Genomic DNA, 26,945 nt, shown 5'->3' on the forward strand with positions numbered 1-26,945 from the left:
CGCCCGCTGTAGCGCCTCTGAGCGCTTTCCCCCAGCCGCCTCCGGGCGGCTTTTTCATGCATGAAAGGAAAACCGATGAAGAAGATTCTTCTGGCCCTGCCCCTCGTGGCGTTCCTGGGCGCCTGTGGATACACCGAAAAGGCGCGTGAGTACGTCTTTGGTGAGGGTGCCTACTACGGGATGATCACTTCGTGCTCTCTGTCCGAAGGCGAGCGCGTCAAAAACCTCTTGGAGCTGAACCAGCGGGCCGAGGAAGAGGGCCGCGTTGAACGCGCCAAGGCACTCGACTGCAATGGCGACGGCGATTCGGATTTCTGACGATGTTGGAATCCGCGAAAGCCAAGTTTCTAGCCGCGGTCAAAGCCCATGCGGCGGCCGTGGGGGCGGGGCTGGCGACGGTGATCCTTGCCGCCCTGGGCGTCATTGCCCAGCCTGACGCGAGCCTTGTCGACGCGGCAGCGAAAGCTATTGGCGCCATAGGATCCGCTGCGCTTGTCGGCGCGGCTGCGTGGCTGGTGACATACATCAGCCCGAAGAACGGGGCGGCTCCGCCCAACGAGTAGTTTCCGCCCCGTCTCTCCTGCTTCTCCGGCCGCTCCTTCGGGGGCGGCCTCTTTTACACCGGATGGTGCCAGAAGTAGCTGATCTCTATGTCATAATTGCACACGGGTCGGGATTGAAGGCGCTCACTCAAGAGCTAATCCTTCTGCTCGCTCATGTTCAAGACTGACGCGTGTTAAAAACAGCGGAATAAGGCCAATTTTTGGACGTTGTATAAATGAGACAGATTAGTAGGAAGGAAGTCCGATATAGCGCCAAAGTGAACTGACAACCGAGGCTTTACTACCCACATAGGAGTTATGATACTGATCCCCCATTCATAGGTTGTAAAGGATGCGGGGGTATGTTCGCAGATTGGAAGAATGGGGCCGAAAAGACGGTCAAGATGATTCCGGGCTCCGAGCGTTTTTTCATCGGTGTCATTGGTCCGGGGGCGGCGCTGGTTCCATTTATGTGGGCGCAGTCTTCTGTGCGGTTAGATACGTTTCAGCCAATTGACATCGCTTTGGACGGCGCCAATTTTGGGGTTTGGTTTATCTGGGCTCTTTCGTTTCTGGTGACTTGGCGAACGCCGGAGGACACGATTTTTAAGTGCGCGCTCACAAGCCTTGGTCTTCCAGGTTTGTTTATCGGCGTTGTTGGTTACGGCGCTCAGATTGTCGTAAATTGATCTCATAGCGAAGGGAGAAAGCAACGATGCGATTAAATGCAACTTGGATTGCTTCTCTGGTGGCAACCTTCGTTGCCGCTAGTGCCTTCGCTGTCGGATTTGGTGCTCGCACAGATTCTGCCGCCGCCGATATGCCAGCACCTCTTGATGGGTTGGTTTATGCAGGTGAGTATGTAGAACTATCGCCACTCCGCCAGTTCAAACTTGCCACTGCCTCTTACGTCAATCCGAAGCTCTACAGGACCGCAGAGGTCGCTTACATTTATGATCTATCCAAGTTCAAGGGGCGGCCGTCGCCTGAACTAATCTCAGCCATGCAGGACGGTAGAGTGTGGTTTGGAATGGCTTCGGTTGACGGTGAGACGCTACATGTGGATCCGGCTAGCGCGGAGGACCTGACAGCTGTCATGCAGTTGGGTGGCCCGCAATCTCAATCCATTGACGCGCTTACTGGATGGATCGCAACATATCAAGATGCAGCCGATAAGGCTGGAGCCAAGATTAAGCTCGTAAGTAAACATGAAACTCTTTTGGGCGAAGCCGCTGGAGGCGTATTTGTATCCTGGGAGCCGAAGGAGGCCGTTAAGCAAACAGAACCTCGGCGTGAGGAACGCCTAGATCGCTAGAATGCTCAGAGCAACGGCGACGCGTGTATGGTGCCGGCTAAGCATTCCTGAAGCTACTGAATCGTATCATCCGGCGCTGGGGCTGTTTTCTGAAGTTCTTCGACGGCAGCCAAGATGCGTTTCCAGGTGCGCTGACCGTCTACGTCGCCCTTCTCCATAAGGGCGTCGGCTCGCGAAGCAGCCTCAAGCCCAGCGTCCTTGCCGTGCTCACGGATCAAGATGGACGCGGATCGGTAGATGTCGATATCCGAGATCGTGGGATGGCCTTTGCTCATTCAAGTAGGGTCGTGGTTCCACCACAAACCAGTGTCTGGGTAGACTTGTATTTGAACGGCCACATGCGAGGCTTTCGGTTGGCGGCAGCCGTGTTTTCGAGCCCGTCAAAGCTGATGGGCACTGCGTCGGCCCTATCGATGATTTCGCTAAGGGGCACGCGGAAATCGGAGGTCTTCTTTGCCGTTGCCGACTTGTCGTTAGGAAAGATCCACGCGATATACTTGCCGGTGTCATGGCGGCGTATCACTTTCCACCAGTAGTCCGGCGTCTCAATAGAATGAGTCTCGGTGAAGAAGTCGTTCCGCCGGTCATCACCCCAGATTATGCCTGCCCAGATCGTCAGGCGCGTCACGTCGCGATAGCATTCCGCGAAGTCCTCAGTGTGGCGCCACGCTCCACCTTTTCGATTGAAGGTCTTTTGTTGCGGCAAGATATTCGTGACGTAGAAAGTGTCGCTCATCGCCCTCTTGCTAAAGTCCATGTGGTTCGCAGGGACGACATGACCGCGATCCCATGGCCCTGTGGCCGGGTCGACGGTATCTGTTACATACGATTTCCCGGATGAAGGCTGACACCGGTTCGGCACCGATCGATCTCTTCTGAAGTTGCCGCTGCGCGACTCGTTTCTGGTATCTCGGTCCAACTCATAGCGGGCAAGGACAAGGCCGCCACGGTCGCAATCGAGCCAGACCTCAAAACCTCGATACTCTTTATGACGGAGCGTTGAGCTGCTCGCGGCACTTTCGGCAAGCATCGTGGCCTGGAAGTCGTTGCTTTCCGACCGAACCTCCTCGGTGGCGCTGGCGATCAGCGCAATAGCGAACGGCAAAACAAGTAAGCGAAGCATGGTCTATCCCCCCGGATTACCCCTGTTCCTCAATTCAAGCGCGATCTGGAAAATGTGTCTAGGGGTAGATTGCTCAACTAGGTAGTACGCGCAATGGTCAGTGGGACAGCGGATCAAGCGAAGTGGCAAGGATAGAACACCCAATGAACAAACCGTGTCAGCTTTGCGCCACAGTTCCTGCGCCGTTCTGCACTTTTCTGCGCGAAGCTGCACTTTGGGCTTGCGCGACCCCGGCGCAAGACGTTAGGAAATCTGCGCTTTTCCCGGCGAGGACAGGTGGCCGAGTGGCTGAAGGCGCTCCCCTGCTAAGGGAGTATGTGGTGATGAGCTGCATCGAGGGTTCGAATCCCTCCCTGTCCGCCAGTTTCCGGGCCTTTTAGGGCCTCTGGACCGAGCCGTCAGCGCAGCCCGATGGCTTGCGGGCATCAACGTTGGGTCAGATGCTCGACCCCAGTCTTTGCCCACTAACAGTTTCCCCGCAAGTGTGAAACCTCCGTGACAGACCCGGGTTGTTAACCCTTGATTAACCATGACGCAGCTTGACTGGCTGAGGTTTCGGCGGGTTTCACGTTCTCTTAGGACTCTCTGTTCATAGTTGGCGAAACCATGTGGTGCGGATAGCTTCCCAGGCTGATTCAGAGACGCAGTCCGGTGCCTGCTCGGCGCGAATTGGGGAACCCTGCAAGCAAGTAATCCGCTGTGTTTGCGCGCGTTTTCAGCAAGTCCGGCAACGGAGTTGAAGAAGCTGGATTCCTGCTTCGGCGCCAGAATGATAGGGGAGGACTGTCCACGGTATGTGGAAGGAACTGAAAAGCCGGATCGCAGCCCGACTGGATCAGTTGTTCATCCCCCGTGAACTGATTCTGAGGGCGAATGATCGCATTACGGTCCTTCGCCTGCCAGTTCGCGCACAGAAGCTTTGTGTTCTCGGCACCGTTGTAGTTTTCGGCTGGACACTTCTCGCCAGCGGCGGCTTCTTCTTTCAGGAACTGGTAATTGCCGGCAAGGATCGCGAGATCGAGCGTCAGAAACTGGACTATTTCGATCTGTTGGGTGAAGCCGCTGAATATCACGAACAGTTCGCAGAGATCACCCGTAACCTCGAAGACAATCAAACATTCCTTTTATCTGTTCTGAGGGACGGCGCCCGAGCCGAAGCAGAGATCTCGGCTATTGAGGGGCGCCTGAAAGGCAGTGAGACCGAGCGGGACCGGGTCGTTGTCGCGAGCGATGGTTTGAGGACCAAGCTAAGGCATTTCGAGAACGATCTGCAGGAGATCGTCAACCGGAACACTGAACTGCGCAGCCACGTTGAGGCAATGCGCGGTATTCTTTCCGATGATCGATCCAAGAAGGAAAGGGTCGCGGAAGCGCGAGTCAGACTTGGCCAGAGACTCCAGCAGATCGAGCAAAACCTCGAAATGATGGCCAATGCGAAGCGACAACTGGAGATTACGGTTGTTGACCTGCGTGAGGATATCGCATCTACGCGCGAGCAGTGGGCGGCCGCAGAGGAAGTCGGCGTCGACCTGCGTGAAGAAATTATTGCGCTTGAAGGTCAATTGGAAAGCGATCTTGATCGTCGCGACGCGCTCCAACGACAGATTGCAGCCCTGGAAGAATCTCTTGAAAACGCAACTCAACGCGGCGATGTGCTGCAGGAAGACAAACAAGGGTTGCAGATGCGTGTTGCTGAATTGCGTCAACACATGACGGACATGCGGGCGGCCCAGCACAGTATTGTGCAAAGGCTGCGCGACCGGACGGAATTGAGCGTCGACAGCATTGAGCGGACTGTCGCCATGACCGGGCTGGAACTGGATGAATTGTTGGCCGGCATTGAAGAGACCGGCATTGCTCAAGGCGGCCCATTTGTCGCCGGCGACTACAGCGGCGATTTCAATGGCGATTCGGAACTCGAAACCGCGCTCTCGCTGCTCGACCTCAGGTTAAGTCGTTGGAACGCATTACAGAAGGTGATGCGAACGTTGCCGCTTTCGGTTCCGCTCGACCAATATGCTATCAGCAGTGGCTACGGAAAACGCAAAGATCCCATAAACGGCCGAACGGCGTACCATAGGGGGCTCGATTTCCGCGCTGCCATGAGATCGCCGATTTTCGCCACCGCCCCCGGCACGGTAACCTATGCCGGTTGGAGCGGGCCCTTTGGCCGAATGGTCGAGATCGACCATGGGCACGGAATTCGCACCCGCTATGCGCACCTCAAAAAGATCCTTGTCAAATCGGGACAGGCGGTAGCTAATCGCGAGAAGATCGGGCTGGTAGGTTCCTCCGGCCGCAGTACGGGCCCTCATCTGCACTACGAAGTGCGCTATAAGGGCGTTCCACTCAACCCCATGAAGTTCTTGACGGCAGGCAAGCATGTTTTCAAAGACTAAAGAAACAAACGAGAGTTCCGAACCAGTGGCTTCTACCAAGTCAGAACCGAAGCGCAGTACCTCGAACACCGGCGTTCCTTCAATTATCAGCGCCGACCTGAAGATCACCGGGAACCTGAAAAGTGACGGCGATATCCAGGTCGATGGCTACGTCGAAGGCGATATCGACAGCGCGACGCTGACTGTTGGCGAAGGTGCTCAGGTGAAGGGGCATATCAGCTGTGATGCGGTTCGCATCTGTGGGACCATCGACGGTGCCGTGAAGGCAAAGTCCGTTGTCATGGCGAAATCCGCCCGGGTTATTGGAGACATCATCCATGACAGCCTTGCGATCGAAGCTGGTGCTTTCATCGAAGGCAACATAAAGCGCCTGGAAGGCGCCAGCCGTCCGGCGGCGGGTACCAGCAATGTCTCACCGGTGCCGACTGCGTCGACAGGCGCCGCCGCGTCGGGCGGGAAGCCGGCCGCAAGCTAGCGTTCCCCTTTGCTGCCGCCGCCGAGAACCGCGCGGTAAAGCTCCGGATCGACGTTGCCGCCGGACAAGGTCAGGGCCACTGTCCGGCCGGCACTGTCGTACCTGCCCGCCAGGATTGCCGCCAAGCAGACCGCGCCTCCCGGCTCGACAACCAGCTTGAGGGTGCGGAAGGCAAAGCGCATCGCGTTTTTGACTTCCGCATCTGAAACGGACAAACCGCGCTTCACGCGGGCCTTGTTGACCGCGAAAGTCAGGTTTCCTGGTTGCGGTGCCAACAAGGCATCACAGATCGATTTCTGGGGTCCAGTGTTGGCGGTTATTCTGCCTGATAGTAGGGATTGCTTTGTATCGTCGAATCCCTCCGGTTCCGCGGTAAAGACTTCTGTTTCCGGCGACAGTGTCTCCATTGCGAGCGCGCAGCCTGCGGTCAATCCGCCGCCTCCACAGCAGACAAGTAATGCATCGAGCTTGGCATTCATCGTTTCCGCCTGAGCTGCTATTTCAAGGCCGCAAGTGCCTTGGCCGGCTATGATGCCGGCGTCGTCATAAGGGCGTATCAGAGTTGCGCCTCGTTCCTCCGTGAGTGCCTTTCCAATTTCTTCACGTGATTCGTGAACGCGATCGTATAGAACGACTTCCGCCCCATAGGAACGTGTGTTCGCCACCTTGATTGCCGGAGCGTCTTTCGGCATCACGATCGCCGCAGGGATCCCAAGAATAGCCGCAGCGGCAGCCACGCCCTGTGCATGATTGCCCGATGAGTAAGCAACGACACCGCCGCTTCTCTGGTCCGGCGGAATCTGACTCATGCGATTGAAGGCGCCCCGAAACTTGAACGAGCCCGTTCTCTGCAGAGTCTCTGCTTTCAACAGAACTCGACCTTTTGCGATCTCGTTCAGCGCGGTTGATTCGAGGAGAGGTGTGATGGTTGCGTGACTTCGGATACGCTCCGCAGCCCGCGTAATGTCTTCGAAGGCGGGAGGCCTCGTGAAGAGGGCCATTGAACCAGAATCCATTCTCTTTCCCCTTCACTTTTGCCTATTGACCGGTGCTATCCAGGCCAAGCAACGGCAGCAGTTGATCAAGGGTCTTGATCGTTGCTTCTATTTCGCCAGGCAGACGCTCGGGTTCACGTTCGAATCTGTTGACCCAGGCAACGGTAAACCCAAAGTGAGCAGCGCCACGTGCGTCCCAACCATTGCTGGAGAGAAAGCAGATGGCTTCCTTGGGGATACCCAGTTTGTCGACGGCGAGCTGATAGACACTTGAGTCGGGTTTGTAGATACCGACCTCTTCGACTGACAACGCATGGTCAAGAACGCTGCCAAGACCGGCAGACTCTATGGCTGCTGTCAACATAGACGGGCTGCCGTTGGAAAGAATGGCTGTTGCCAGACCAGCGTTTTTCAGGCCTGTGAGAACCGGCAAGACTTCCGGATAGGCGTCCAGACTCATGTACATTGTCATGAGTTCGTCGTGAAGAGCGGTGCTTTCTGTGTTTGAGGCTGACAGAGCGAAGGCCAGGCTGTCGGCAGTTACTTGCCAGAAGTCTACATGAGCACCCATCAGACTTCTGAGCCAAGTGTACTCAAGTTGTTTTTGGCGCCACAGCTCAGAGACCATCGCGGCCTTTTCGCCGAGCTCCGATCCGCCCCGCCTCACTGCGGAATGGACATCGAATAACGTACCATAAGCATCGAAAACGCAGGCTTTGGCGGACTTGAATCCGCCAGAGGATGAGGTGCTCACTCTGTTGTCCTCAGCTTGTTGATTGGTTGCAGGCGGCGGCAGGCTGGCACGTCTTCTAGAAACTTGCGGGTGACACCCGAAGTGTCCAAGGATTTCCGTTTGTTGCAAGTGTATGGCGGTAGACGACCAAAGACTCCAGAATTCGTTGGACGTAGTTTCGGGTTTCAGAAAACGGAATTCGCTCAATCCAGAGAATAGGATCCACATCTGCGTCGCGGGGATCGCCAAAAGCCTTGATCCATCGGCGTGCCCGTGTCGGCCCGGCATTGTAGGCGGCCAGCGCCAGGATGTAGGAGCCATCGAACTCCTCGAGCAACTCATTCAAGTAGGAGCGGCCCAGGCGAAGATTGTAGTCCGGGTCTGATACCAGGCGGTTGCGGTTGTAGGGCAGTCCTTTGCCACGTGCGACCTGTCTGGCTGTTGCGGGCATCAACTGCATGAGACCGAGAGCGCCAACCGGGCTTCTGGCCCTCGGATAGAATTCGCTTTCTTGGCGCATGAGGGCAAGGACCAACGCTTTTTCGGGCCCGGGGCTGTCATTGGGTACTGCGCGGACCGGGTAAAGAAGGGGCCCCATTTCTATCGACTGGCGGCGCGCAGCTTTGGCGGTCCGTATAGCCAAATCATGTCGCCCAATTGCATTTGCCAACTTTGTGATGAGTAGGAACTCGGCCTCTGTACCCGCATCCTGCCGGAGGCGTGAAATGAATATCTGCTGAAGCCTCGGCTGGTCGAGCTGTCCAAGGAGCCTCACTGCGTTGACGAGTTCCCTGTTCATGAACTCGGCTTCGGTTTCTGCTGAGACGCTGGGCGGGTCGGCCAACCTGAGATCTGCTGCATCGCCGTTCCGCTGCGCCGCAAGTTGTCCATAGAACGTTGCGGAAAACTTGGCCGCGCGCGCGTACCATTGGCGTGCTTCCGTGTTGTTGCCGAGTGCACCAAGGGACTCGCCCGCCCAAAAGGCACCTCTTGACCTGCTTATTGGTGACGAAACACCTGCATAGAGGCTGCGGAAGTGATCGAGAGCCTCCTTAGGTTTGTTCAGAAATGCCAGGGAGATCCATCCAGCCAGCCATTCGCCTTCTGCGAATCCGATACCTTGAGACATGCCGTGATGTCGGCTGATTTCGTAAGCCAAACGGTTTTCGGAGCGGTCCAGAGCTCGCCACACTGCCCATTTTCGAAGACGCCACCAACTAGCCGCGTAATCACTTCCTCCGGGAGCCATGCTGAGGAGCTCGACGACACCCTCGAAGCGGTTGCGGCGTTGTCGCCAAGCTGCGCGGTCGTAGAGCAAGCCGTCGCTGTTGGCCAGTTCAGCCGGCACCCGTCGGATGGCCGCATCGACTCCGGGCTTGTTGCCATAGAGTGAAATTCGGGCTTTCGCCACGGCTGCATGACCGGCAGGAACGCGCTTGAGTTGGCGTTGGGCCGCCGCGTTCCGACGGTCCCAAAGCAGGCGGTTGAGTCTTTCCTGGTGGTCGGTATCAGAGAGGAACTGCGCGAACCGTTTCAGGAAAGAGGCCTCTTCGCGCGCATTGAAATCGATTGCTATCCAAAGGGCGGGGGCTTCTTTCTGCACGTCATCGGTGAGCCCCAGCCGAAAGAGAGCATCGACATATGCCAGTGCACCCACCCCAGTGATCGGCGGACGCTTGCCGAACCAGGCGCGTATCTTGGCTGGATCCCAGTCAGACGGCAGTCGCTGCTCCGCATTCCGGAGAAGTCTGAACCTGCCAGGCCACTTCTGATTAGCTTGCAGAAACTGATCAATTTCGGCGAAATCGCGTTTCGTGTTGCGGTGGCCGAGGTCTGCCCAGAGCGCAATCTTGGTGGCGAGTCTGATTTGCCCTCCGCGCGCCACTTCGAAGCCGCGGCTCGGTTGGCCGTTCTCAATCAACTGAAAGGCGGACTCGTAGAGTTCCCTGTCTTCGGCGCCGAGTTTAGCGTCAAGAGGGTCTGAGCTGATCGCAGGAGTGGCCCAGACGAACAACAGCACCCAAATAACCACCGCAAACGAGGGTGTGTGAATCAACGGATACTCCTTCGTGGTGACCCCAGAGACCTAATCAATAATGACAGAAATCAAAGGCCTAGGGAACCGAACTGCGTCTTTGACGCCGGCTTCCCCCAGCTTGCTCGATGCCCTGCCAGCAGTTATGTTCGCCGCACAGAAATAGGCGCTGCGGACTGCGGCGCTCAGGAATTGAGGAATGCCATCATGTCGGGCCCAGTATTCGTCGGATCTATAACTGCGCTGATCACGCCCTTTAAGAGCGGACGCGTTGACGAGACGGCCTTCCAGAGTTTCGTCGATTGGCAGATCAGCGAAGGAACGGAAGGCTTGGTTTCGTGTGGAACGACAGGCGAATCGCCGACTCTTTCTCACGAGGAAGACATGAGGGTAACGGCCCTTTGCGTCGAGGTCGCCAACGGCAGAGTGCCGGTGATCGCTGGGACCGGTTCCAATTCTACGGAAGAAGCGATACTGCTGACGCGCCATGCCAAAGAGGTCGGTGCTGATGCTGCACTAGTTGTGACACCCTATTACAACAAGCCGACCCAAGAAGGGCTCTATCAGCACTATAAGGCTATTCATGAAGCCGTCGATCTCCCTATTGTCATTTACAATATTCCGGGCCGTAGTATTGTAGACATGTCAGTGGATACTATGAAGAGGCTGGCTGATTTGCCGCGGATAATTGGCGTTAAAGACGCAACGGCTGATTTGGTCCGACCAGCTTTGACAAAAATTGCGATCGGCGAAGACTTTGCCCAGCTTTCGGGCGAAGACGCGACTGTGGTGCCTTTCCTGGCTCAGGGAGGACATGGTTGCATTTCAGTAACATCGAACGTGGCGCCCAGGCTCTGTGCCGATCTTCATGCGGCTTGGAAGCGTCGCGATTTTGATACAGTCGCAGAAGTGAACGCGCGCCTTATGCCCCTTCATCAGGCATTGTTTGCAGAGTCGAATCCGGCACCGGTGAAGTTTGCGGCAAGCTTGCTGGGGCATTGCGATAATGAGCTTCGTCTTCCCATGATCGCTGTGAGTCGAGAAACCGAGGCCAAGGTGCGCGACGCCATGGTCCATGCCGGTCTTCTCAACTAGGAAAACGGGGCCCTTGTTTTATGAAGGCGGGCACGAAGCAGATCGCCGCCCAAAACCGCAGGGCACGGCACGATTTCCTTATTGAGGACAGCTTTGAAGCAGGATTGGTCCTGACAGGAAGTGAGGTCAAGTCGCTACGCGCTGGCCGGGCTTCCATCGCAGAGGCCTACGTTGGAGAGCGATCCGGTGAGCTGTTTCTGCAGGGGGCGCACATTCCGGAGTATGCGGCGGCGACCCGTAACAATCACCCGCCGCGGCGGCTCCGCAAGTTGCTGGTCCATCGCCGTGAGCTTGGGAAGCTTGTCGGTCAGGTGCGTCGGCAGGGATACACGCTGGTACCGCTTTCGATCTATTTCAACGAAAGAGGGCGGGCAAAGCTTGAGGTTGGTTTGGCAAAAGGCCGACGCAAGGCGGACAAGCGGGAGAATATTAAGGCGCGGGATTGGGAACGCCGAAAATCACGGCTCCTGCGAGACCGTAGCTAGCAGGTTGCGTATCTGGTGAAATACGTTCTCGAACATCTCTGTTGTCAGTCGACCGGTGTTGGTGTTGTACCGGGAGCAGTGATAGCTGTCAGCGACATGGAGGTGCCCGATCGCATGCAGGTTGCCGTGCCCGAAGGGGTATAAGGACTTGCGGACGGACAAGGTGGTGAGCACCGCATTGTGAGACAATCCGCCTAGGCAGAGAATGACCTTGAGCTGAGGCATCTGCTGAATTTCCGCGGCCAGGAAAGGACGGCAGTTTCGCCCTTCTGTACCGGTCGGTTTGTTTTCCGGCGGAACACAGCGCACGGCGTTGGTTATACGACAGTCCGCCAAGGTAAGGCCGTCATCTGCAACTCGGTCATAATGTCCTTCTGCGAAGCCGAACTTTCCGAGTGTCTGATAGAGCAGGTCCCCCGCATAGTCTCCGGTAAAAGGGCGCCCGGTCTGATTGGCGCCTTTGAGACCAGGGGCCAGACCGACGATCAACAATCTGGCATTCAGAGGGCCAAATGACCGAACAGGGCCGTTGTGGTACTCGGGATAGCGGAGCTGGTTGGCAGTTCTGAACTCGACCAACCTGTCACAAAGACGGCAGTCAGCCGGCGGCTCTGAAAAGGGCATGGCGCAGACTTGACCAGTTCTTAAACGGCTTCGTCTTCGTAGTAATCGTCATCTGCCTCTTCTGAGTAGTGATCGTCTTCATAGCCATCCTGGCGCAAACGCTCCCCGGCCCGGGACCGATCAGACGGCAACTGGCGCGCAATCTGCGACTGCATTTCGGCAAGGTCTATAAAGGTGTCCGCTTGCCGTCGTAGCTCATCAGCAATCATGGGAGGCTGAGACCGGAGAGTTGAGACGACCGTTACCCGGCAGCCGCGCCTTTGTACTGCTTCGACGAGGCGGCGAAAGTCCCCATCTCCGGAAAAGAGAACGACGTGGTCCAGGCGGTCTACCATTTCCATTACATCGACGGCCAACTCAATATCCATGTTGCCCTTGACCTTGCGGCGCCCGGCAGAATCTGTGAATTCCTTGGTGGGTTTGGTCACCATCGTGTAGCCGTTGTAATCGAGCCAATCGACGAGGGGCCGTATCGGCGAATATTCTTGATCTTCTATAAGCGCGGTATAATAAAGCGCCCGGACAAGATTGCATTTGCTGCTAAATACATCGAGTAAGCGTTTGTAGTCGATATCAAAGCCTAAAGAGCGCGCTGTTGCGTAAAGATTGGCGCCGTCAATAAATAGGGCGACCCGTTCCTGGTCATAGAAATTCATGGGTATCCTTCCAAGCGAATAGCAAAGCGCCAATCCAGTAAGTCATTTATTACAACTTGGCGAATTTAATAACAATCAAAACACTCGAATTGGCTAATTGAGGAAATCTATCGATCATTCCTCGATATAGACTTATGCCACTATCTTGCCTGCGCAAGACCGTCTCCAGCAAGGTCACGACAGAGTGATTCTCGTAGCTTTAGGTTCAAATCTCAAAAGTCTTGATTTCGGCGATCCCCAGCAAGCGCTAGAGGCCGCTCTTCGAGCGTTCGCCGGGCGTGGAGTAGCTGTTGTCCATAAGAGTTCCTGGTACCGGAGCGCGCCAGTTCCCCCCTCCAGTCAGCCATGGTTTACTAATGGCGTGGTGAGCGTGGAGACAAAGCATGATCCCTTTCATCTGCTGGGCCTGCTGCACGAAATTGAGCGCGATTTCGGCAGAGTAAGAACTGTTAGGAATGAAAGCCGGATAATTGACTTGGATTTGCTTGCCTACGACGAGCTGCTTGCAGATGGGTCTTCGGGGCTTGTTCTTCCTCACCCTAGAATTGCGGAAAGGGCGTTCGTTTTGCACCCTTTGCGAGAAATTGTGCCGGCCTGGCAACATCCTGTCACGGGCGAAACACCTGATCAGATGCTAGAGCGGCTTCCCGAAGGCCAACAATTGCAGCGCATTGGGTAGTATTTCCGAGTAATTATGACTCGGTTTGAAGCTTGCCATGGTGCCGTCCGCTCCCTATATTCCGCGGCTCCGGTTGGAAACGGACCGGAGCTCATTCTAAAGTTGGAAGGTTGTAATCCATGGCTCGGGTAACGGTTGAAGACTGTGTTCTTCAGGTCCCCAATCGCTTCGATTTGGTCATGAAAGCGGCACAACGCGCGCGCGATATCTCGGCCGGTGCGCCTTTGACGCTGGAGCGGGACAATGACAAAAACCCTGTCGTAGCACTCAGGGAAATCGCGGATCAGACCGTTGACCTTCAGGTTCTCGGCGATGCCATCGTGACGGGGCTCCAGAAGCAAAGTGAACAGGATGAGCCCGAAGAGGACATTGTCGATTTTGATGCTCCGGTGATTCCCTCGGCGCCCGATCAGGATGCCGGACTCGACTCCTTGCTTGGCGAACAGGAAGCAAGCGCCACGGCAGCTCCCGACTCACAAGATTAGCCGCCCGCCTTCGTGCCGGGTAACTTTATTACTCAGTGACGATCTTTAGGCAAACATGGGCTTGGCGACCAGCGCACTAGCGCATATGCTGGAATCGTTATAATTCTTTGATGGCAGAGCGCGGGTCGGTCTAACATGATCCGGCAGTTTGAACTGGTCGAACGGGTCAAATCATACGATCCGGGCGCGGATGAGGACGCCCTCAACCGCGCCTATGTGTATGCCATGAAAGCCCATGGTGCGCAGACCAGGGCTTCTGGCGACCCCTATTTTTCCCATCCAATCGAAGTCGCGGGGATTCTGACCGAGCTCAAACTTGATGATTCATCGATCATCACAGCGCTTTTGCACGACGTTGTTGAGGACACAGACGCTTCCCTGGAGGATCTGGAGGAGAGGTTTGGGGCCGAGATTGCAAGGCTTGTAGACGGCGTCACCAAGCTGGGAAGACTTGAACTCCAGTCTGAGGAGACAAAGCACGCCGAGAACTTCCGGAAGCTTCTGGTAGCGATGTCCGAGGACATTCGCGTTCTCCTCGTCAAGCTGGCTGACCGGCTGCACAACATGCAAACGTTGCATTTCATCGCTTCGCCGGACAAGCGCCGGCGCATCGCACGCGAGACCATGGATATCTATGCGCCACTGGCAGAGCGCATTGGAATGCACGGATTTAAGGATCAACTCGAGGATCTGGCATTTGCGGAGTTAAACAGCGATGGCCGCGACTCGGTTCTCGCGCGTTTGGATTTTCTGCGTGGGCAGGGCCAAGACCTGTCGGACCGGATCATCGGTGAATTGCGCCGCACGCTGAGCTTGGAAGGCATAAACGCATCCGTGTCGGGCCGAATGAAGTCGCCTTACTCGGTCTGGCGCAAGATGCAGCGCAAGAATATAACTTTCGAACAACTATCGGACATCATGGCTTTTCGAATTGTGGTCGAAACAGCCGGCGATTGCTATCACACACTCGGGTTGCTTCACAGCCACTATCCGGTCGTTCCGGGACGATTTAAAGACTATATATCGACGCCGAAGCCAAACGGCTACAGCTCGCTGCACACCACAATTATCGGACCGGAGAGACACCGTATCGAGGTGCAAATCCGTACCGGGCAAATGCATGAAATTGCCGAATACGGTGTTGCCGCGCATTGGATATACAAACAGGACAGCCCGCAGGTCGAGGGGCGGCAGTACCGTTGGATGCGGGAACTGTTGGATATCCTTGAACACGCGGATAATCCTGAGGAGTTCCTGGAGCATACGAAGCTCGAGATGTTTCAGGATCAGGTTTTCTGCTTTACCCCAAAGGGGGCTGTGATTGCGCTGCCCAGCGGGGCGACGCCGGTCGATTTTGCCTATGCCGTGCATTCGGAAGTAGGGGATACCTGTGTAGGGGCCAAGGTAAACGGCAGGATGGTTCAACTGCGCGCGCCTCTACAAAATGGCGATCAGGTCGAGATCGTTACTTCCAGGGCGCAAACGCCCTCGCCGGACTGGGAACAGTTTGTTGTCAGCGGAAAGGCCAAGGCCCGCATACGACGCTTTGTCCGTCAGAAGCAGCTTGAACAATACAACGAACTGGGGCGCCAGATTCTTCAGAAGTCTTTCCGGCAAGAGGGATACGATTTCTCGGAAAAAGGGCTGCAGTCCGTATTGAAGCGGTTCAAAGCGGAGAGTCTCATTGAGCTCTATGCGGCGGTCGGCCAGGGACATTTGACTGGTCGTGAGGTGGTCACGGCGGTTTTCCCCGGGGCGAAAGAGGACCCGAACACCGCAAAGGTGGTTCCCTTGGCGCGGGCTCGGACCCGGTCTGGCAAAGGGCATGAAACCTCAGTCCCGATTAAGGGGCTGATTCCTGGGATGGCGGTCCACTACGCCCATTGCTGTCATCCGCTGCCTGGTGATCGAATCGTCGGAATCGTGACCACGGGCAAAGGGGTAACGGTTCACACCATCGACTGCGACACCCTGGAGAGTTTCCACGCAACACCGGAGCGTTGGGTAGACCTGTCATGGGACGTCGATGATGGCATCGAACAGAGAATAGGGCGACTACATGTGATCGTTGCGAATGAGCCAGGAAGCCTCGGTGGTTTGTCGACGATCATCGGAAAGAATAGTGGAAATATAAATAACCTTAAGATTGTAAATAGGTCTGTAGATTTCTTTGAAATGTTGATAGATGTTGAGGTCACAAGTGTGAAGCATCTGACGAATATTATTGCGGCGCTTAGGGCAATGCCAGTCATCACATCTGTCGAGCGAGCGCGCGGTTAAGGTCGCAGCTATCTTTTGGGGCTAAGATCGCCGAATGTTTAAGCGCCGTGAACCTCTCACCTTTTTAAAGCGTGCAAGCGAGATTCTATGGCCGAAAGGCGGATGGCGTCGGTCCGGGACCTATGTCGCCCACCGTCTAAGACGTTTACCCGGCACGCCTTATCGGATCGCCGCCGGATTTGCCTCGGGAGCGGCAATTTCCTTTACACCGTTTATAGGCCTTCATTTCATTCTCGCAGCCGTTCTGGCGGTGGTCTTGAGGGGAAACCTTTTGGCGGCTGCTATCGGCACTGTCGTGGGCAATCCTTGGACATTTCCCTTCATTTGGCTGTGGATTTACAGCTTGGGAACCTGGCTCATTGGCAACGATGACTTGACGGGGCTGCCGCAAAGCCTTTCATTGAGTTACATAGTCGATAACCCACTTGGGGTTTTGCTGCCTATGACCGTCGGCGGCATCCCGACAGCAATCTGTGCCTGGTTTGTGTTTTTCTGGCCTATTCAGCGAACAGTGGACCAGTATCAGAAGGCTAGGCGCCGGCGCACAAGACGTAAGCTGCGCCGGCTCCGCGGATTGGGTGACGGCCAGATTGATGAAACCTCGCGCTCCGGAAAGCTGGGAAGCGCGACCAAGTATACGAGGCAGCCATGAAGCGGCACTTGCGGCTAGGCGTTAACATAGATCACGTAGCGACGATCAGAAACGCTCGCGGAGGGGTCCATCCTGACCCTGTTCGTGCGGCCCGGATGGCCGCTGCGGCCGGAGCGGACGGAATCACGGCACATCTGCGCGAAGACAGGCGTCATATCTCGGACAACGATATCGAGCGCCTTACCGCGGAGCTTGAAATACCGCTCAATTTTGAGATGGCAGCGACAGAAGAAATGCTGGCGATCGCCCTGCGCCACCGGCCGCATGCCGCTTGTCTGGTGCCGGAGAGGCGCGAGGAGCGGACGACGGAAGGCGGATTGGATGCCGCCGGTGGACACAATCACCTGATGGAGTACGTGACGAAACTGAGCGAGGTCGGCTCTCGAGTCTCGCTGTTTGTGGAAGCTGATCCCGTACAACTCGAAGCGGCTGTTGCCCTCGGCGCTCCTGTGGTTGAGCTTCATACGGGCGCTTATTGCGAAGCCTTTATAGAAGACCCGGAAAGCGATCGGACGAAAGACTGCCTGCAACGGATTCGAGATGCCGCAGCGTTTGCCGAAAAGCTGGGCCTAGAGTGCCATGCCGGCCATGGTCTGACTTTCGACACCGTAGGTTCCATTGCGGTGATCCCGTCTGTTGCTGAACTCAACATCGGCCACTTCCTGGTGGGAGAAGCCATATTCGGCGGCCTCGACAGTTCGATACGTCGGATGCGCGCGTTAATGGACAAAGCCCGTGCCGAGGCCGATGGGGCCCGTTCGGCCTAGCTGAGGTTCAAAGAAGCGAACTGAAATGATACTGGGCCTCGGTAGCGATCTGATCGATATCAGACGAGTTGAAAAAACGCTTGAGCGCTTCGGCGACCGCTTCACGACGCGCTGCTTTACAGATATTGAGCGTCGGAAATCCGATCGCCGAGCGCAGCGGGCTGCAAGCTACGCGAAGAGATTCGCGGCGAAAGAAGCCTGCGCCAAAGCCCTGGGAACCGGGGTGCCGAGAAGAGGCGTCCATTGGCGAGATTTGGGCGTCGTCAACTTGCCGAGCGGCAAGCCGACTATGGCTCTGACGCAGGGCGCCGCGGCGCGGCTAGAGGATTTGACACCGTTGGGAATGAAGGCACAGATTGACATTACGATCACAGACGATTACCCGCTGGCCCAGGCATTCGTAATTATTTCTGCAGTTCCAGTTGATGCAGGAGTTCCCGGGAGTTCCCACACGGCTCCGACGGGTGAGTAGAGAGGCGATGGATAGATCGATGCGCAAGAATGGTCCGGAGGTCGATCCGGAGAAGGAGGTTGAAGGTGGCCAGACGTCGGTTGGCGCTTTCTTCGAAACACTGCGCACGGTCGTGATCGCCGTACTGATTGCGCTTGGTGTTCGGACTTTCGCCTACGAGCCGTTCAACATTCCGTCAGGCTCAATGGAGCCGACCTTGTTGATCGGAGACTACTTGTTCGTTTCCAAGCTGTCTTATGGTTACAGCAGGTATTCGATCCCCTTCAGCCCAGATCTGTTTGGTGGAAGAGTTTTTTTCACCGAGCCTGAGATTGGTGACGTTGCCGTGTTTCGAACGCCGCGCGACAACAAGACCGACTATATCAAACGAATCGTCGGTTTGCCCGGAGACGTGATCGAGGTCAGGGAAGGGGTACTACACATCAACGGCGAGGCGGCGAAGCGTGAGTTGCTGCTGCCATCGGAACTGGCGGAGATCGATTACCCTTCCGCAGAAGGTCCTGTCTATTTGGAGACACTGCCAAATGGCCGAAAGCATCTGATCCACGAGTGGCTGGGTGACGACGGTCCTGCGGATAACTGGCCGCCTCAGACCGTGCAGGCCGGACATGTTTTTGCGATGGGGGATAATCGAGACAATAGTCAAGACAGCCGCTCTATCGTTGGACAAATACCTTTCGAGAATCTTATTGGGCGGGCCGACGTCCTTTTCTTCTCCCACGATGGACAGTCGGCGTGGTGGGAGTTTTGGCGCTGGCCCGCGTCGATCAGGTTTGGCCGGATCGGCGATGCCATCGAATGATCGGCAAGGGCCCGCAGGCGCGTTCGGAACTGAAGATCGATCCTCGGGCGATCTTGAAGATCGGATTGAGTATAGGTTCTCCGATCCTGGGTTGCTGAGTCGTGCCCTGACCCATCCAAGTGTATCTGCGGATCCGTCGCATCTGGGCGGCGACTATGAGCGGCTGGAATTCTTGGGGGACCGCGTACTGGGCCTCGTTATCGCCGAGATGATTTTCTCACGCTTTCCCGAGGAAGCGGAGGGCAGTCTTGCGCGACGTCATGCCAAACTGGTTCGCAAAGAGACCCTGGCTGCTGTTGCGAGAGATTTGGACCTCGGGCGTTTCATGCGACTCGAGATGGGAGAGGGCGAAGCCAGTGGGCGCAACAACCCCGGGCTTTTGTCGGATGCTTGCGAAGCTGTTATTGCGGCCCTTTACTTAGATGGCGGCCTCAGTGCCGTGCAGCGGTTTATTGCAACCCACTGGCATGATTTGATTGAAGCTGACTTGGCGCCGCCGTCAGATTCCAAAACACGATTGCAGGAGTGGGCACAGGGTCGTGGTCTCGCGCTTCCACAGTACAACGAGATCTCCCGAAGCGGCCCACCTCATGCGCCGACGTTCACGATAAGTGTCGCAATTGAGGGTCATCTGCCGTTGGAAGGGCAGGGAAGATCCAAGCGGGTCGCCGAGCAGGATGCTGCGAGGAAGTTGCTGGCGGTATTGGAGGGTAAAGCGATTGGGTGAAAGCGGTGACCGTCAAAGGTGTGGCTTCGTCGCCGTGGTCGGTGCCCCCAATGCCGGCAAATCGACGCTGGTTAATCGGTTGGTTGGGGCAAAGGTCTCTATCGTAACACATAAGGTTCAGACCACGCGGACCCGTGTCCGGGGCATTGCAATAGCCGGGGACAGCCAGATCGTCTTTGTGGACACACCAGGTATCTTTGCGGCGAAACGCCGCCTTGAGAGGGCTATGGTGCAGGCCGCTTGGGCCGGCATTGAGGATGCCGACGTGGTTTTGGTCGTTCATGATGCCAGCCGGAAGAACATCTCTGACGACGCCCGGATGGTGATCGAGGGTTTGGCCGATACCTTTCATCGGCCGGTTTTAGTGCTCAACAAGATCGACCTCGTGAAGCGGGAACGGTTGCTGGCGCTAACAGCGCAGCTCACCGAAGCCGGTCAGTTCTCCGAGGTTTTCATGGTTTCGGCAGAGACGGGCGATGGAATTGCCGATCTGACTGAATTCCTTGCCGCCCGGATGCCTATCGGGCCATGGCACTTTCCGGAGGATCAGCTCTCCGATGTCACTCTGAGACTTATGGCTGCGGAGATAACACGTGAGAAGCTGTTCTTGAATCTTCATCAGGAGCTTCCTTACGCATTGACCGTCGAGTCCGAGGGATGGGAGGAGTTCAAGGATGGTTCAGTGCGTGTTCAGCAGACCGTCTATGTCGCACGTGATCAGCACAAGGCCATGTGCCTCGGCAAGGGAGGGCGCACCATCCGTGCCGTTCGCGAGGCAGCGCAGGCAGAACTGGAGGAGGTCCTCGGGCAGCCCGTGCATTTGTTCATCTTCGTGAAGGTACGGGAAAACTGGATCAACGATCCTGAACGCTATCGAATGCTGGGTTTGGAGTTCGATGCTTAGGGCCACTGGGTATCTTCAATTGAGTCTGCTTTCGGTTGTCGTGCCGTGAAGTGGGAGGACGAAGGCATTGTCATTGCCGTGCGCCCTCATGGAGAAACATCCACGATCGTGCAACTGCTTACCCATTCGCATGGTCGCCATGCAGGGCTGGTGCGCGGCGGACAAAGCGCGCGTCTCAGAGGGCTCTATCAGGTGGGTAACAGAGTGGCAGCGACATGGAGCGGTCGCTTGGCTGATCACCTGGGTAGTTTTGATTGCGAATTGGTCCGTTCATTCGCCGCTGAGGTGATGGATGAGCCGGATCGCTTGGCCGCGCTGGTTTCTGCGGCCGCGGTCTGCGAGGGGGCGATTCCCGAACGAGAGCCGCATCCGGCCTGCTATGTAGGAATGCTTGCTCTTCTGGATGCCTTGGGGGGTGATCACTGGGCGGAAGTCTATGTCCGCTGGGAGATGGGTCTGCTGGCGGAACTCGGCTTTGGTCTCGACTTGAGTCGTTGTGCCGGCGGCGGGGATAATGACCAATTGAGCTACATCAGCCCAAAGTCGGGGCGCGCTGTTTCTCTTTCGGCTGGAGCCCCGTACAAAGAACGGTTGCTGCCTTTGCCAAGCTTCTTGTTGGGGCGCGGAGAGGGGGGCGAGAATGAGGTTGTTGACGGGCTTGCCATGACAGGGTTTTTCATCGAGCGCCATCTCTTTCATCCGCATAACAAACCGCTACCGAAAGCAAGGCAGATGTTTGCGCAGCGTTTCGAAAAGGATGCGCTGGCCAAAGTGTCGCTGGGACAGCACCTCTCATCGGAGAAAGAGGCATGACCGAGGCGAGCAGTGCGGAGCAGCCGGTTGTCGTTGTTGGGGCCGGAATCATCGGTGTTTGCTGTGCGCTCTATCTGCTGCGTGGCGGCCATCGAGTGATACTTCTCGATCGTGGAGCGCCCGGCGAAGCGACGTCGTTCGGCAATGGCTCGATTATCACCGAGGAAGCGGTGGTGCCGGTACAGACGCCGGGTGTGGCGCGCCGAGTGCCTGGTATGTTGCTGGATCCCTTGGGCCCCCTGTCGATCCGTTGGGGCTATCTTCCAAAGCTTGCGCCCTGGCTTCTTCAATTTGTTCAAGCGAGTAGCCCGAAGCATGTTGAGGCGATATCGATCGCCCTTAAGGCCCTGCTGACCGGGGCGCAATCCGCCTACCAACCCCTCGTTGAGATGGCCGGAATTCAGGACATGATCCAACGCTCCGGATGGCTCTCGGTTTACGAGACCCAGAAGGGCTTTCAGGCCTACCAGCCGATGCTGGAGCTTCAGCGTCGCCGAGGCGTTCGGTTCGATGTCCTGCCAGCAGAAGAACTGCGGCAGTTGGAGCCAAGTCTGGCACCGATATTTGACCGAGGCGTTTTCTATCCGGATGTTTCGCACACCGTGAACAACTTTCGCTTTGTGCAGGAACTCGCAGCGGCCTTTGTGGAGGGAGGCGGCGAGATTCGGCGAGAAAGCGTTATCGGGTTTGACCGGGCGGAAGCCTCTGTTAAGGCGGTTCTCACTGAGGCTGGCCGGATAGACTGCAGCGCAACGGTCATAGCTGCCGGAGCCTGGTCAAAAAACCTGACAAAGATGCTCGGCTGGCGCCCTCCGCTGGAAACGGAGCGGGGATATCATCTGACGCTGCCGGAACCGGGCGTCAGTCCGCGCTTACCTGTCTATTCCACCGAGCGGGGGTTTGTATGCACGCCTCTCGAAAACGGCCTGCGAATTGCGGGGACCGTTGAGCTTGGTGGGTTGAAGGCTGAACCAAACTGGAAACGCGCAGAGGTACTGTACGACAATGCCAACCGCTGGTTTCCCGGACTTGAGCGTAGCGGGGAGACGCGCTGGATGGGCTTCAGACCCTCCATGCCGGATTCCCTGCCTGTCATCGGCCCGACCCCTGGCTGCCGCAACGTGCTCCTGGCCTTTGGACATGGGCACTGTGGTCTCAGCCTGGCCGGGCGGACCGGCGAGATCATCGCCGAGCTTGTCGCGGGGCGCGATCCGGGCATCGATATGGCGCCTTACAGGGTTGACCGCTTCTAGAATCTTCGGTCTTAAGTCGCGATCTGTTGATATCGTCCGTATCTCGGCTACTATATTTGGTGGTCCAACTTCCGATTCGTGTGCTGCTGTATGAGTTCCTCCGCTTCCGGCCAAATTCGTGATGTAAAGCTCTCCGATGCCTTGTCGGAGCGCTATCTGTCGTATGCCTTATCGACGATTATGGCCCGCTCACTTCCGGACGTGCGCGACGGCCTGAAGCCCGTTCATCGACGTCTGCTCTTCGCCATGCGTCAACTGCGACTTGATCCCTCTACCGGGTTCAAGAAATCCGCCCGGGTCGTCGGCGATGTGATCGGTAAGTTCCACCCGCATGGGGATCAGGCAATCTATGATGCGCTGGTCCGCTTGGCCCAGGATTTCTCGCTGCGCTTTCCCCTGATCGATGGGCAGGGGAATTTCGGCAACATCGACGGCGACAACGCAGCGGCCATGCGGTACACGGAAGCACGGCTGACGGAGGTGGCTGCGGCCCTCCTCGAGGGTATCGACGAGGACACCGTGGATTTTCGGCCGACCTATGATGGTGAGGCCGAAGAACCGGCAGTGCTGCCGGCCGCTTTTCCCAATCTACTGGCCAATGGTTCGCAGGGTATTGCGGTTGGGATGGCGACGTCGATTCCGCCGCACAATGTGGGTGAGATCTGTGATGCCTTGCTTCATGTCATCAAGACGCCAAATGCAACCATCGAAAAGCTGGTGGATTTCATTCCGGGTCCCGACTTCCCAACCGGTGGGTTCCTGGTGGAAGCGCGAGAGAACGTTGTCGCGGCCTACAAGACCGGCAAAGGAAGCTTTCGCCTTAGAGCGCGTTGGGATAGCGAGAAGATCAAGGGCGGCGGCTATCAGATCGTCGTAACCGAGATTCCCTTTCAGGTTCAGAAGTCGCGCCTGATTGAGAAAATTGCCGAGCTGCTCATGGCAAAAAAGCTGGCCATGCTGGCTGACATTCGCGACGAGTCGACTGATGAAATCCGCTTGGTTCTGGAGCCAAAAAGTAGAAACGTCGATCCGGAAGTGCTGATGGAGTCTCTCTTCAGGCAGACCGACCTTGAGACACGGGTCAGCTTGAACATGAATGTGCTGGATGCAGACAACACGCCCAAGGTGATGAACCTGCGCGAGGTTCTCCGCGCATTCTTAGACCACCGTCATGAGGTGCTGAAACGGCAGACTCTCTTCCGCCTAGACAAGATCGAGCATCGGCTGGAGGTGCTCGCCGGCTATCTGATTGCCTACCTCAATATCGATGAAGTCATCCGCATCATTCGGGAAGAGGATGACCCGAAGGCCAAGATGATTAAGCGCTGGAAGCTTAGTGATGTTCAAGCCGAAGCGATCTTGAACATGCGCCTGCGCGCCCTTCGCAAGCTTGAAGAAATCTCGATCCGTGAGGAGCATGACGCTCTGGTCAAGGAGCAGAAAGATCTCAAAAGCCTGATGAGGAATGAGAAGCGGCGTTGGGCGGTGATTGGCGATCAGGTCAAGGAAATCAAGGTCAAGTTTGGGCCGAAGAGTGACCTTGGCGCACGGCGCAGTGAAATTGGTTCTCCGCCCTCCGAAGTCGTCATTCCTCTGGAAGCCGTGGTCGAGCGTGAACCCGTGACAGTGCTCTGCTCCAGCAAGGGATGGGTCAGATCCTTGAAGGGGCACCAGGAGGACGTTTCCGACGCGAAATACAAAGAAGGCGATCGCGAGCGTTTTGTTGTCCACGCCCAAACAACGGACAAGCTGCTTGTCTTTGCCACCAATGGCCGGTTTTACACGCTCGGCGTCGACAAACTGCCCGGCGGCCGTGGGTTTGGAGAGCCTTTGCGCCTGATGATGGGTTTGCCTAACGACCAGGACATCGTTGGTTTGCTGGTCCATACGCCAGGCCGCAAACTCCTGGTCGCCTCATCTGATGGCAGAGGGTTCGTGGTGCCTGAAGATGAGGTGGTGGCCCAGACGAAAAACGGCAAACAGGTGCTGAACATAGCGGAAGGTGCCGAAGCGCTGGTTTGCTCTCCGGTGGACGGTGACCATGTGGCCGTTGTCGGTGAAAACCGAAAGTTGATCATCTTCCCTCTTGATGAACTGCCGGAGATGACCCGGGGCAGGGGCGTTATCCTTCAGAAATACAAAGACGGCGGCCTCTCGGACGCCAAGACATTCCATCTGGCTGAGGGCTTAACCTGGGTGGCCGGCGCCGGACGAATCAGGACGGAGACGAAGTTGACCGCTTGGCTTGGCAAGCGGTCACAGGCTGGGCGCCTGCCGCCGAACGGCTTTGCCCGATCCAACAAATTCGGTTGAATAAGCCGATTTGCCGTTGTTATCCAGGCCTCCACAGCCTATAAGCCGGTTAGCAAAGACAAGAAAAAAGTTAATGAACAGGGATTGATGGCGCCCGTTTACATATCGGGCTATTTCAGGGGGCTCAGCAAAATCCGTGAGTGGGTTGGCAGCTTTCGTCAATCTAATTGACAAAATCAATGAACATGTCGGCCGTGGCGTCGCTTGGCTGACGCTGCTGATGGTGCTGATCACCTTTGCTGTCGTGATTCTGCGTTATGTCTACGCGGTTGGCTGGGTATGGCTTCAGGAATTCTACGTTTGGCTTCATGGCATCGTCTTTATGTGCGGCGCCGGCTACACCCTGCTTCACAATGGCCATGTGCGGGTTGACATCTTCTATCGATCCAATGACGCCCGTTACAAGGCCTGGGTTGACCTGGTCGGGTCGCTCTTGCTGGTCTTGCCGCTGATTGTGGTTGTCTTCCTGGTTAGCTTTGACTACGTCACCGCATCGTGGCTTCGGCTGGAGCAGTCGCGCGAGGCAGGGGGGCTTCCCGGCTTATTCCTCCTCAAGAGCGTTATCCTGGTCTTTTGCTGTCTGACCGGTCTTCAGGGGCTGTCCCTTGCGGGGCGGAGCTTGCTGGTTCTGGGCGGCCATCCCGAGTTCAAGCCCAAAGACGAGGAAACGGAGCCCATCTAGCATTATGGACCCTGTTCTGCTTGGGGAAATTCTGTCCCTCGTCATGTTTGCTACCGCCTGCGTGGTTCTGCTGCTCGGCTTCCCGGTGGCCTTCACGCTCGCCGGCGTAGCCTTGGCCTTTGCCTTCCTCGGCTATGGCTTCGGCATCTTTGACATGCGCCTGTTGGGCGGATTGGCGTCTCGCTACTTCGGCGTCATGGTGAACGAGTTGTTGGTCGCCGTGCCGCTGTTCGTCTTCATGGGCGTTATGCTCGAGCGATCCAAGATTGCCGAGCAACTGCTGGAGACAATGGGTCTGATGTTCGGCCGCCTGCGCGGCGGCCTCGGCATTTCCGTTATCTTCGTCGGTATGCTCCTGGCGGCCTCGACCGGGATCGTTGGGGCGACGGTGGTTACGATGGGGTTGTTGTCTCTGCCGTCCATGCTGAAGGCCGGATATGATCCGCGTATTGCCTGTGGCACGATCTGCGCCTCCGGCACTCTGGGGCAGATTATTCCGCCCTCAATCGTTCTGGTGCTGCTGGGCGATATCCTGCAGGGCGCAAATACAGAAGCGCAACTGGCTCTCGGCAATTTCGCCCCGGATCCGGTTTCCGTCGTCGATCTTTTCGCCGGGGCCTTTCTTCCCGGAATGATGCTTGTCGGACTCTACATGCTCTGGATTCTTTTTACGGCATGGCGACGCCCGGAGGCCTGCCCGCCGCTGCAGCGGGCGGAGGGAGACGACGAACCGATCGGCCCCAGAATCCTGCGCGTGCTGATTCCGCCGGCATCTCTTATCGTTCTGGTGTTGGGTTCAATCCTTCTTGGTGTGGCGACACCGACAGAAGCCGCCGCAATGGGTTGCGTGGGCGCATTGCTGCTGGCCGGCAGAGCGGTGATGGAAGGGCGGCCCTGGCCCGTCTACCTTGCCGCCGGCTGTATGATCGCACTCGTGCCCCTGGTCACGTCTTTTGATCTTCGAATGCAGCGGGATGTGGTTCCCGCAACTGATCTTGCAGCCGCCATTGCCGCGGGCCTGTGCATTCTGGCACTCACATTCGGGCTGGTCGTGTCTCTCGGCAGAGTTTACCGGAGCGGGATTCTCGTCGATGTCATGCAGACGACGGTCAAGATCTCTGCCATGGTCTTTGTCATTCTTCTTGGCGCCTCTGTATTCAGCCTTGTGTTCCGCGGCCTGGGCGGAGAAGAGATCGTCTCAGACGTCCTGAATGCGATGCCCGGCGGTGCCTTCGGGGCAATGCTTGTCGTCATGGCCCTCATGTTTGTCATGGGCTTCTTTCTCGACTTCATCGAGATTGTGTTTGTGGTGGTTCCCATCGTCGGGCCGATCTTGCTTGCCATGGGCCTGAACCCGATCTGGCTTGGCGTCATGATCGCGGTAAATCTCCAGACGTCTTTCCTAACGCCGCCTTTTGGATTTGCCTTGTTCTATCTGCGCGGTGTCGCGCCGCCGAGCATAACGACGATGGATATCTATCGTGGTGTCCTGCCCTTTGTGATGATCCAGATTCTCGGACTCATCCTGATTGCTACGTTCCCGGCGACAGCGACTTGGCTGCCATCGGTACTCTTCGACTAAGGGTAGCGACGCGACCTACAACAGAATACATGCCTGAAACGAGAAAGAGGCCGGCGG

General features: G+C 56.7%; 29 protein-coding genes and 1 tRNA gene. 23 read left to right on the forward strand and 7 right to left on the reverse strand.

The annotated features are described in order from the left end of the window. Positions 1-75 precede the first annotated feature (75 nt). From ACP146_RS09025 to ACP146_RS09040, 4 genes are all read left to right on the forward strand, one after another. Positions 76-318 (forward strand): hypothetical protein, encoded by a 243-nt coding sequence (locus tag ACP146_RS09025; RefSeq protein WP_422366425.1) that lies wholly within the window; start codon positions 76-78, stop codon positions 316-318. 2 nt (positions 319-320) lie between these two features. Next, on the forward strand, positions 321-563 hold the full coding sequence (locus tag ACP146_RS09030; protein WP_422366426.1) for a hypothetical protein: 243 nt from the start codon (positions 321-323) through the stop codon (positions 561-563). Positions 564-904: 341 nt separating this feature from the next. Continuing rightward, on the forward strand, positions 905-1,231 hold the full coding sequence (locus tag ACP146_RS09035; RefSeq protein ID WP_422366427.1) for a hypothetical protein: 327 nt from the start codon (positions 905-907) through the stop codon (positions 1,229-1,231). Between the two features lie 26 nt (positions 1,232-1,257). Then, entirely contained in the window at positions 1,258-1,857 is a 600-nt protein-coding gene (locus tag ACP146_RS09040) for a hypothetical protein (RefSeq protein ID WP_422366428.1), read from the forward strand. 53 nt (positions 1,858-1,910) lie between these two features. Here the strand turns inward: ACP146_RS09040 and ACP146_RS09045 are convergent, their stop codons facing one another. Together ACP146_RS09045 and ACP146_RS09050 are read right to left on the reverse strand one after the other, a co-directional pair. Then, complete coding sequence (locus ACP146_RS09045) at positions 1,911-2,132, reverse strand: hypothetical protein (RefSeq protein ID WP_422366429.1); 222 nt, start codon at positions 2,130-2,132, stop codon at positions 1,911-1,913. Beyond that, positions 2,129-2,980, reverse strand: a complete 852-nt coding sequence (locus ACP146_RS09050; protein WP_422366430.1) for a DNA/RNA non-specific endonuclease — start codon at positions 2,978-2,980, stop codon at positions 2,129-2,131. Before ACP146_RS09050 ends, ACP146_RS09045 begins: the two co-directional genes overlap by 4 nt. Positions 2,981-3,250: 270 nt before the next feature. Here ACP146_RS09050 and ACP146_RS09055 point away from each other — a divergent pair. The 3 genes from ACP146_RS09055 to ACP146_RS09065 all read left to right on the forward strand — a co-directional run bounded on the left by ACP146_RS09055 (position 3,251) and on the right by ACP146_RS09065 (position 5,854). Next, positions 3,251-3,343 (forward strand) — tRNA-Ser (locus ACP146_RS09055). Between the two features lie 431 nt (positions 3,344-3,774). Continuing rightward, entirely contained in the window at positions 3,775-5,379 is a 1,605-nt protein-coding gene (locus ACP146_RS09060) for a peptidoglycan DD-metalloendopeptidase family protein (protein ID WP_422366431.1), read from the forward strand. Next, entirely contained in the window at positions 5,363-5,854 is a 492-nt protein-coding gene (locus ACP146_RS09065; RefSeq protein WP_422366432.1) for a bactofilin family protein, read from the forward strand. The genes ACP146_RS09060 and ACP146_RS09065 overlap by 17 nt, the downstream gene beginning before the upstream one ends. Here ACP146_RS09065 and ACP146_RS09070 read toward each other — a convergent pair. Genes ACP146_RS09070 through ACP146_RS09080 form a run of 3 tightly spaced genes read right to left on the reverse strand, consistent with a single transcriptional unit; the run spans position 5,851 to position 9,638 of the window. Beyond that, the gene (locus ACP146_RS09070) at positions 5,851-6,870 is read right to left on the reverse strand and encodes a threonine ammonia-lyase (protein ID WP_422366433.1); all 1,020 of its coding nucleotides are present in this window, start codon (positions 6,868-6,870) and stop codon (positions 5,851-5,853) included. The genes ACP146_RS09065 and ACP146_RS09070 overlap by 4 nt on opposite strands. A gap of 22 nt (positions 6,871-6,892) precedes the next feature. Next, entirely contained in the window at positions 6,893-7,603 is a 711-nt protein-coding gene (locus ACP146_RS09075; protein ID WP_422366434.1) for a haloacid dehalogenase type II, read from the reverse strand. 55 nt (positions 7,604-7,658) lie between these two features. After that, positions 7,659-9,638 carry a lytic transglycosylase domain-containing protein gene (locus ACP146_RS09080; protein WP_422366435.1) on the reverse strand — a complete coding sequence of 660 codons (1,980 nt, stop codon included), beginning with the start codon at positions 9,636-9,638 and terminating at the stop codon, positions 7,659-7,661. Positions 9,639-9,824: 186 nt separating this feature from the next. Here ACP146_RS09080 and dapA point away from each other — a divergent pair, with 186 nt between their 5' ends. Then, the gene (gene dapA / locus ACP146_RS09085) at positions 9,825-10,712 is read left to right on the forward strand and encodes a 4-hydroxy-tetrahydrodipicolinate synthase (protein ID WP_422366436.1); all 888 of its coding nucleotides are present in this window, start codon (positions 9,825-9,827) and stop codon (positions 10,710-10,712) included. A 20-nt stretch (positions 10,713-10,732) separates the two neighbouring features. Then, entirely contained in the window at positions 10,733-11,197 is a 465-nt protein-coding gene (gene smpB, locus ACP146_RS09090; protein ID WP_422366437.1) for an SsrA-binding protein SmpB, read from the forward strand. Here the strand turns inward: smpB and ACP146_RS09095 are convergent. Further along, a complete protein-coding gene (locus ACP146_RS09095; protein WP_422366438.1) occupies positions 11,171-11,821 on the reverse strand; it encodes a uracil-DNA glycosylase in 651 nt (216 codons plus the stop codon). The genes smpB and ACP146_RS09095 overlap by 27 nt on opposite strands. A 20-nt stretch (positions 11,822-11,841) precedes the next feature. Then, positions 11,842-12,477 carry an NYN domain-containing protein gene (locus ACP146_RS09100; RefSeq protein WP_422366439.1) on the reverse strand — a complete coding sequence of 212 codons (636 nt, stop codon included), beginning with the start codon at positions 12,475-12,477 and terminating at the stop codon, positions 11,842-11,844. 184 nt (positions 12,478-12,661) lie between these two features. Here ACP146_RS09100 and folK point away from each other — a divergent pair, with 184 nt between their 5' ends. The 14 genes from folK to ACP146_RS09170 all read left to right on the forward strand — a co-directional run bounded on the left by folK (position 12,662) and on the right by ACP146_RS09170 (position 26,888). Continuing rightward, entirely contained in the window at positions 12,662-13,156 is a 495-nt protein-coding gene (gene folK, locus ACP146_RS09105) for a 2-amino-4-hydroxy-6-hydroxymethyldihydropteridine diphosphokinase (RefSeq protein ID WP_422366440.1), read from the forward strand. A gap of 119 nt (positions 13,157-13,275) precedes the next feature. Next, positions 13,276-13,641 carry a DNA-directed RNA polymerase subunit omega gene (gene rpoZ, locus ACP146_RS09110; protein ID WP_422366441.1) on the forward strand — a complete coding sequence of 122 codons (366 nt, stop codon included), beginning with the start codon at positions 13,276-13,278 and terminating at the stop codon, positions 13,639-13,641. Positions 13,642-13,776: 135 nt separating this feature from the next. Next, positions 13,777-15,921 (forward strand): RelA/SpoT family protein, encoded by a 2,145-nt coding sequence (locus ACP146_RS09115; protein WP_422366442.1) that lies wholly within the window; start codon positions 13,777-13,779, stop codon positions 15,919-15,921. A gap of 34 nt (positions 15,922-15,955) precedes the next feature. Beyond that, on the forward strand, positions 15,956-16,573 hold the full coding sequence (locus tag ACP146_RS09120; RefSeq protein WP_422366443.1) for a DUF2062 domain-containing protein: 618 nt from the start codon (positions 15,956-15,958) through the stop codon (positions 16,571-16,573). Next, positions 16,570-17,340 (forward strand): pyridoxine 5'-phosphate synthase, encoded by a 771-nt coding sequence (locus ACP146_RS09125; protein ID WP_422366444.1) that lies wholly within the window; start codon positions 16,570-16,572, stop codon positions 17,338-17,340. The genes ACP146_RS09120 and ACP146_RS09125 overlap by 4 nt, the downstream gene beginning before the upstream one ends. 25 nt (positions 17,341-17,365) lie before the next feature. Then, entirely contained in the window at positions 17,366-17,812 is a 447-nt protein-coding gene (acpS, locus tag ACP146_RS09130) for a holo-ACP synthase (RefSeq protein ID WP_422366445.1), read from the forward strand. A gap of 19 nt (positions 17,813-17,831) precedes the next feature. Beyond that, a complete protein-coding gene (gene lepB / locus ACP146_RS09135) occupies positions 17,832-18,614 on the forward strand; it encodes a signal peptidase I (protein WP_422366446.1) in 783 nt (260 codons plus the stop codon). After that, on the forward strand, positions 18,601-19,341 hold the full coding sequence (gene rnc, locus ACP146_RS09140; protein ID WP_422366447.1) for a ribonuclease III: 741 nt from the start codon (positions 18,601-18,603) through the stop codon (positions 19,339-19,341). Before lepB ends, rnc begins: the two co-directional genes overlap by 14 nt. Beyond that, positions 19,334-20,245, forward strand: coding sequence for a GTPase Era (gene era, locus ACP146_RS09145; protein ID WP_422366448.1), 912 nt, complete (start codon positions 19,334-19,336; stop codon positions 20,243-20,245). The genes rnc and era overlap by 8 nt, the downstream gene beginning before the upstream one ends. Positions 20,246-20,290: 45 nt before the next feature. Beyond that, entirely contained in the window at positions 20,291-21,058 is a 768-nt protein-coding gene (gene recO, locus ACP146_RS09150; protein WP_422366449.1) for a DNA repair protein RecO, read from the forward strand. After that, on the forward strand, positions 21,055-22,311 hold the full coding sequence (locus ACP146_RS09155) for an NAD(P)/FAD-dependent oxidoreductase (RefSeq protein WP_422366450.1): 1,257 nt from the start codon (positions 21,055-21,057) through the stop codon (positions 22,309-22,311). The genes recO and ACP146_RS09155 overlap by 4 nt, the downstream gene beginning before the upstream one ends. A gap of 90 nt (positions 22,312-22,401) precedes the next feature. After that, on the forward strand, positions 22,402-24,624 hold the full coding sequence (parC, locus tag ACP146_RS09160; protein ID WP_422366451.1) for a DNA topoisomerase IV subunit A: 2,223 nt from the start codon (positions 22,402-22,404) through the stop codon (positions 24,622-24,624). Between the two features lie 136 nt (positions 24,625-24,760). After that, a complete protein-coding gene (locus ACP146_RS09165; RefSeq protein WP_422366452.1) occupies positions 24,761-25,306 on the forward strand; it encodes a TRAP transporter small permease subunit in 546 nt (181 codons plus the stop codon). A 4-nt stretch (positions 25,307-25,310) separates the two neighbouring features. After that, a complete protein-coding gene (locus ACP146_RS09170) occupies positions 25,311-26,888 on the forward strand; it encodes a TRAP transporter large permease (RefSeq protein WP_422366453.1) in 1,578 nt (525 codons plus the stop codon). Positions 26,889-26,945: the final 57 nt, after the last annotated feature.

Source organism: Pelagibius sp. (genome assembly GCF_965249265.1).
Taxonomy (GTDB): domain Bacteria; phylum Pseudomonadota; class Alphaproteobacteria; order Kiloniellales; family Kiloniellaceae; genus Pelagibius.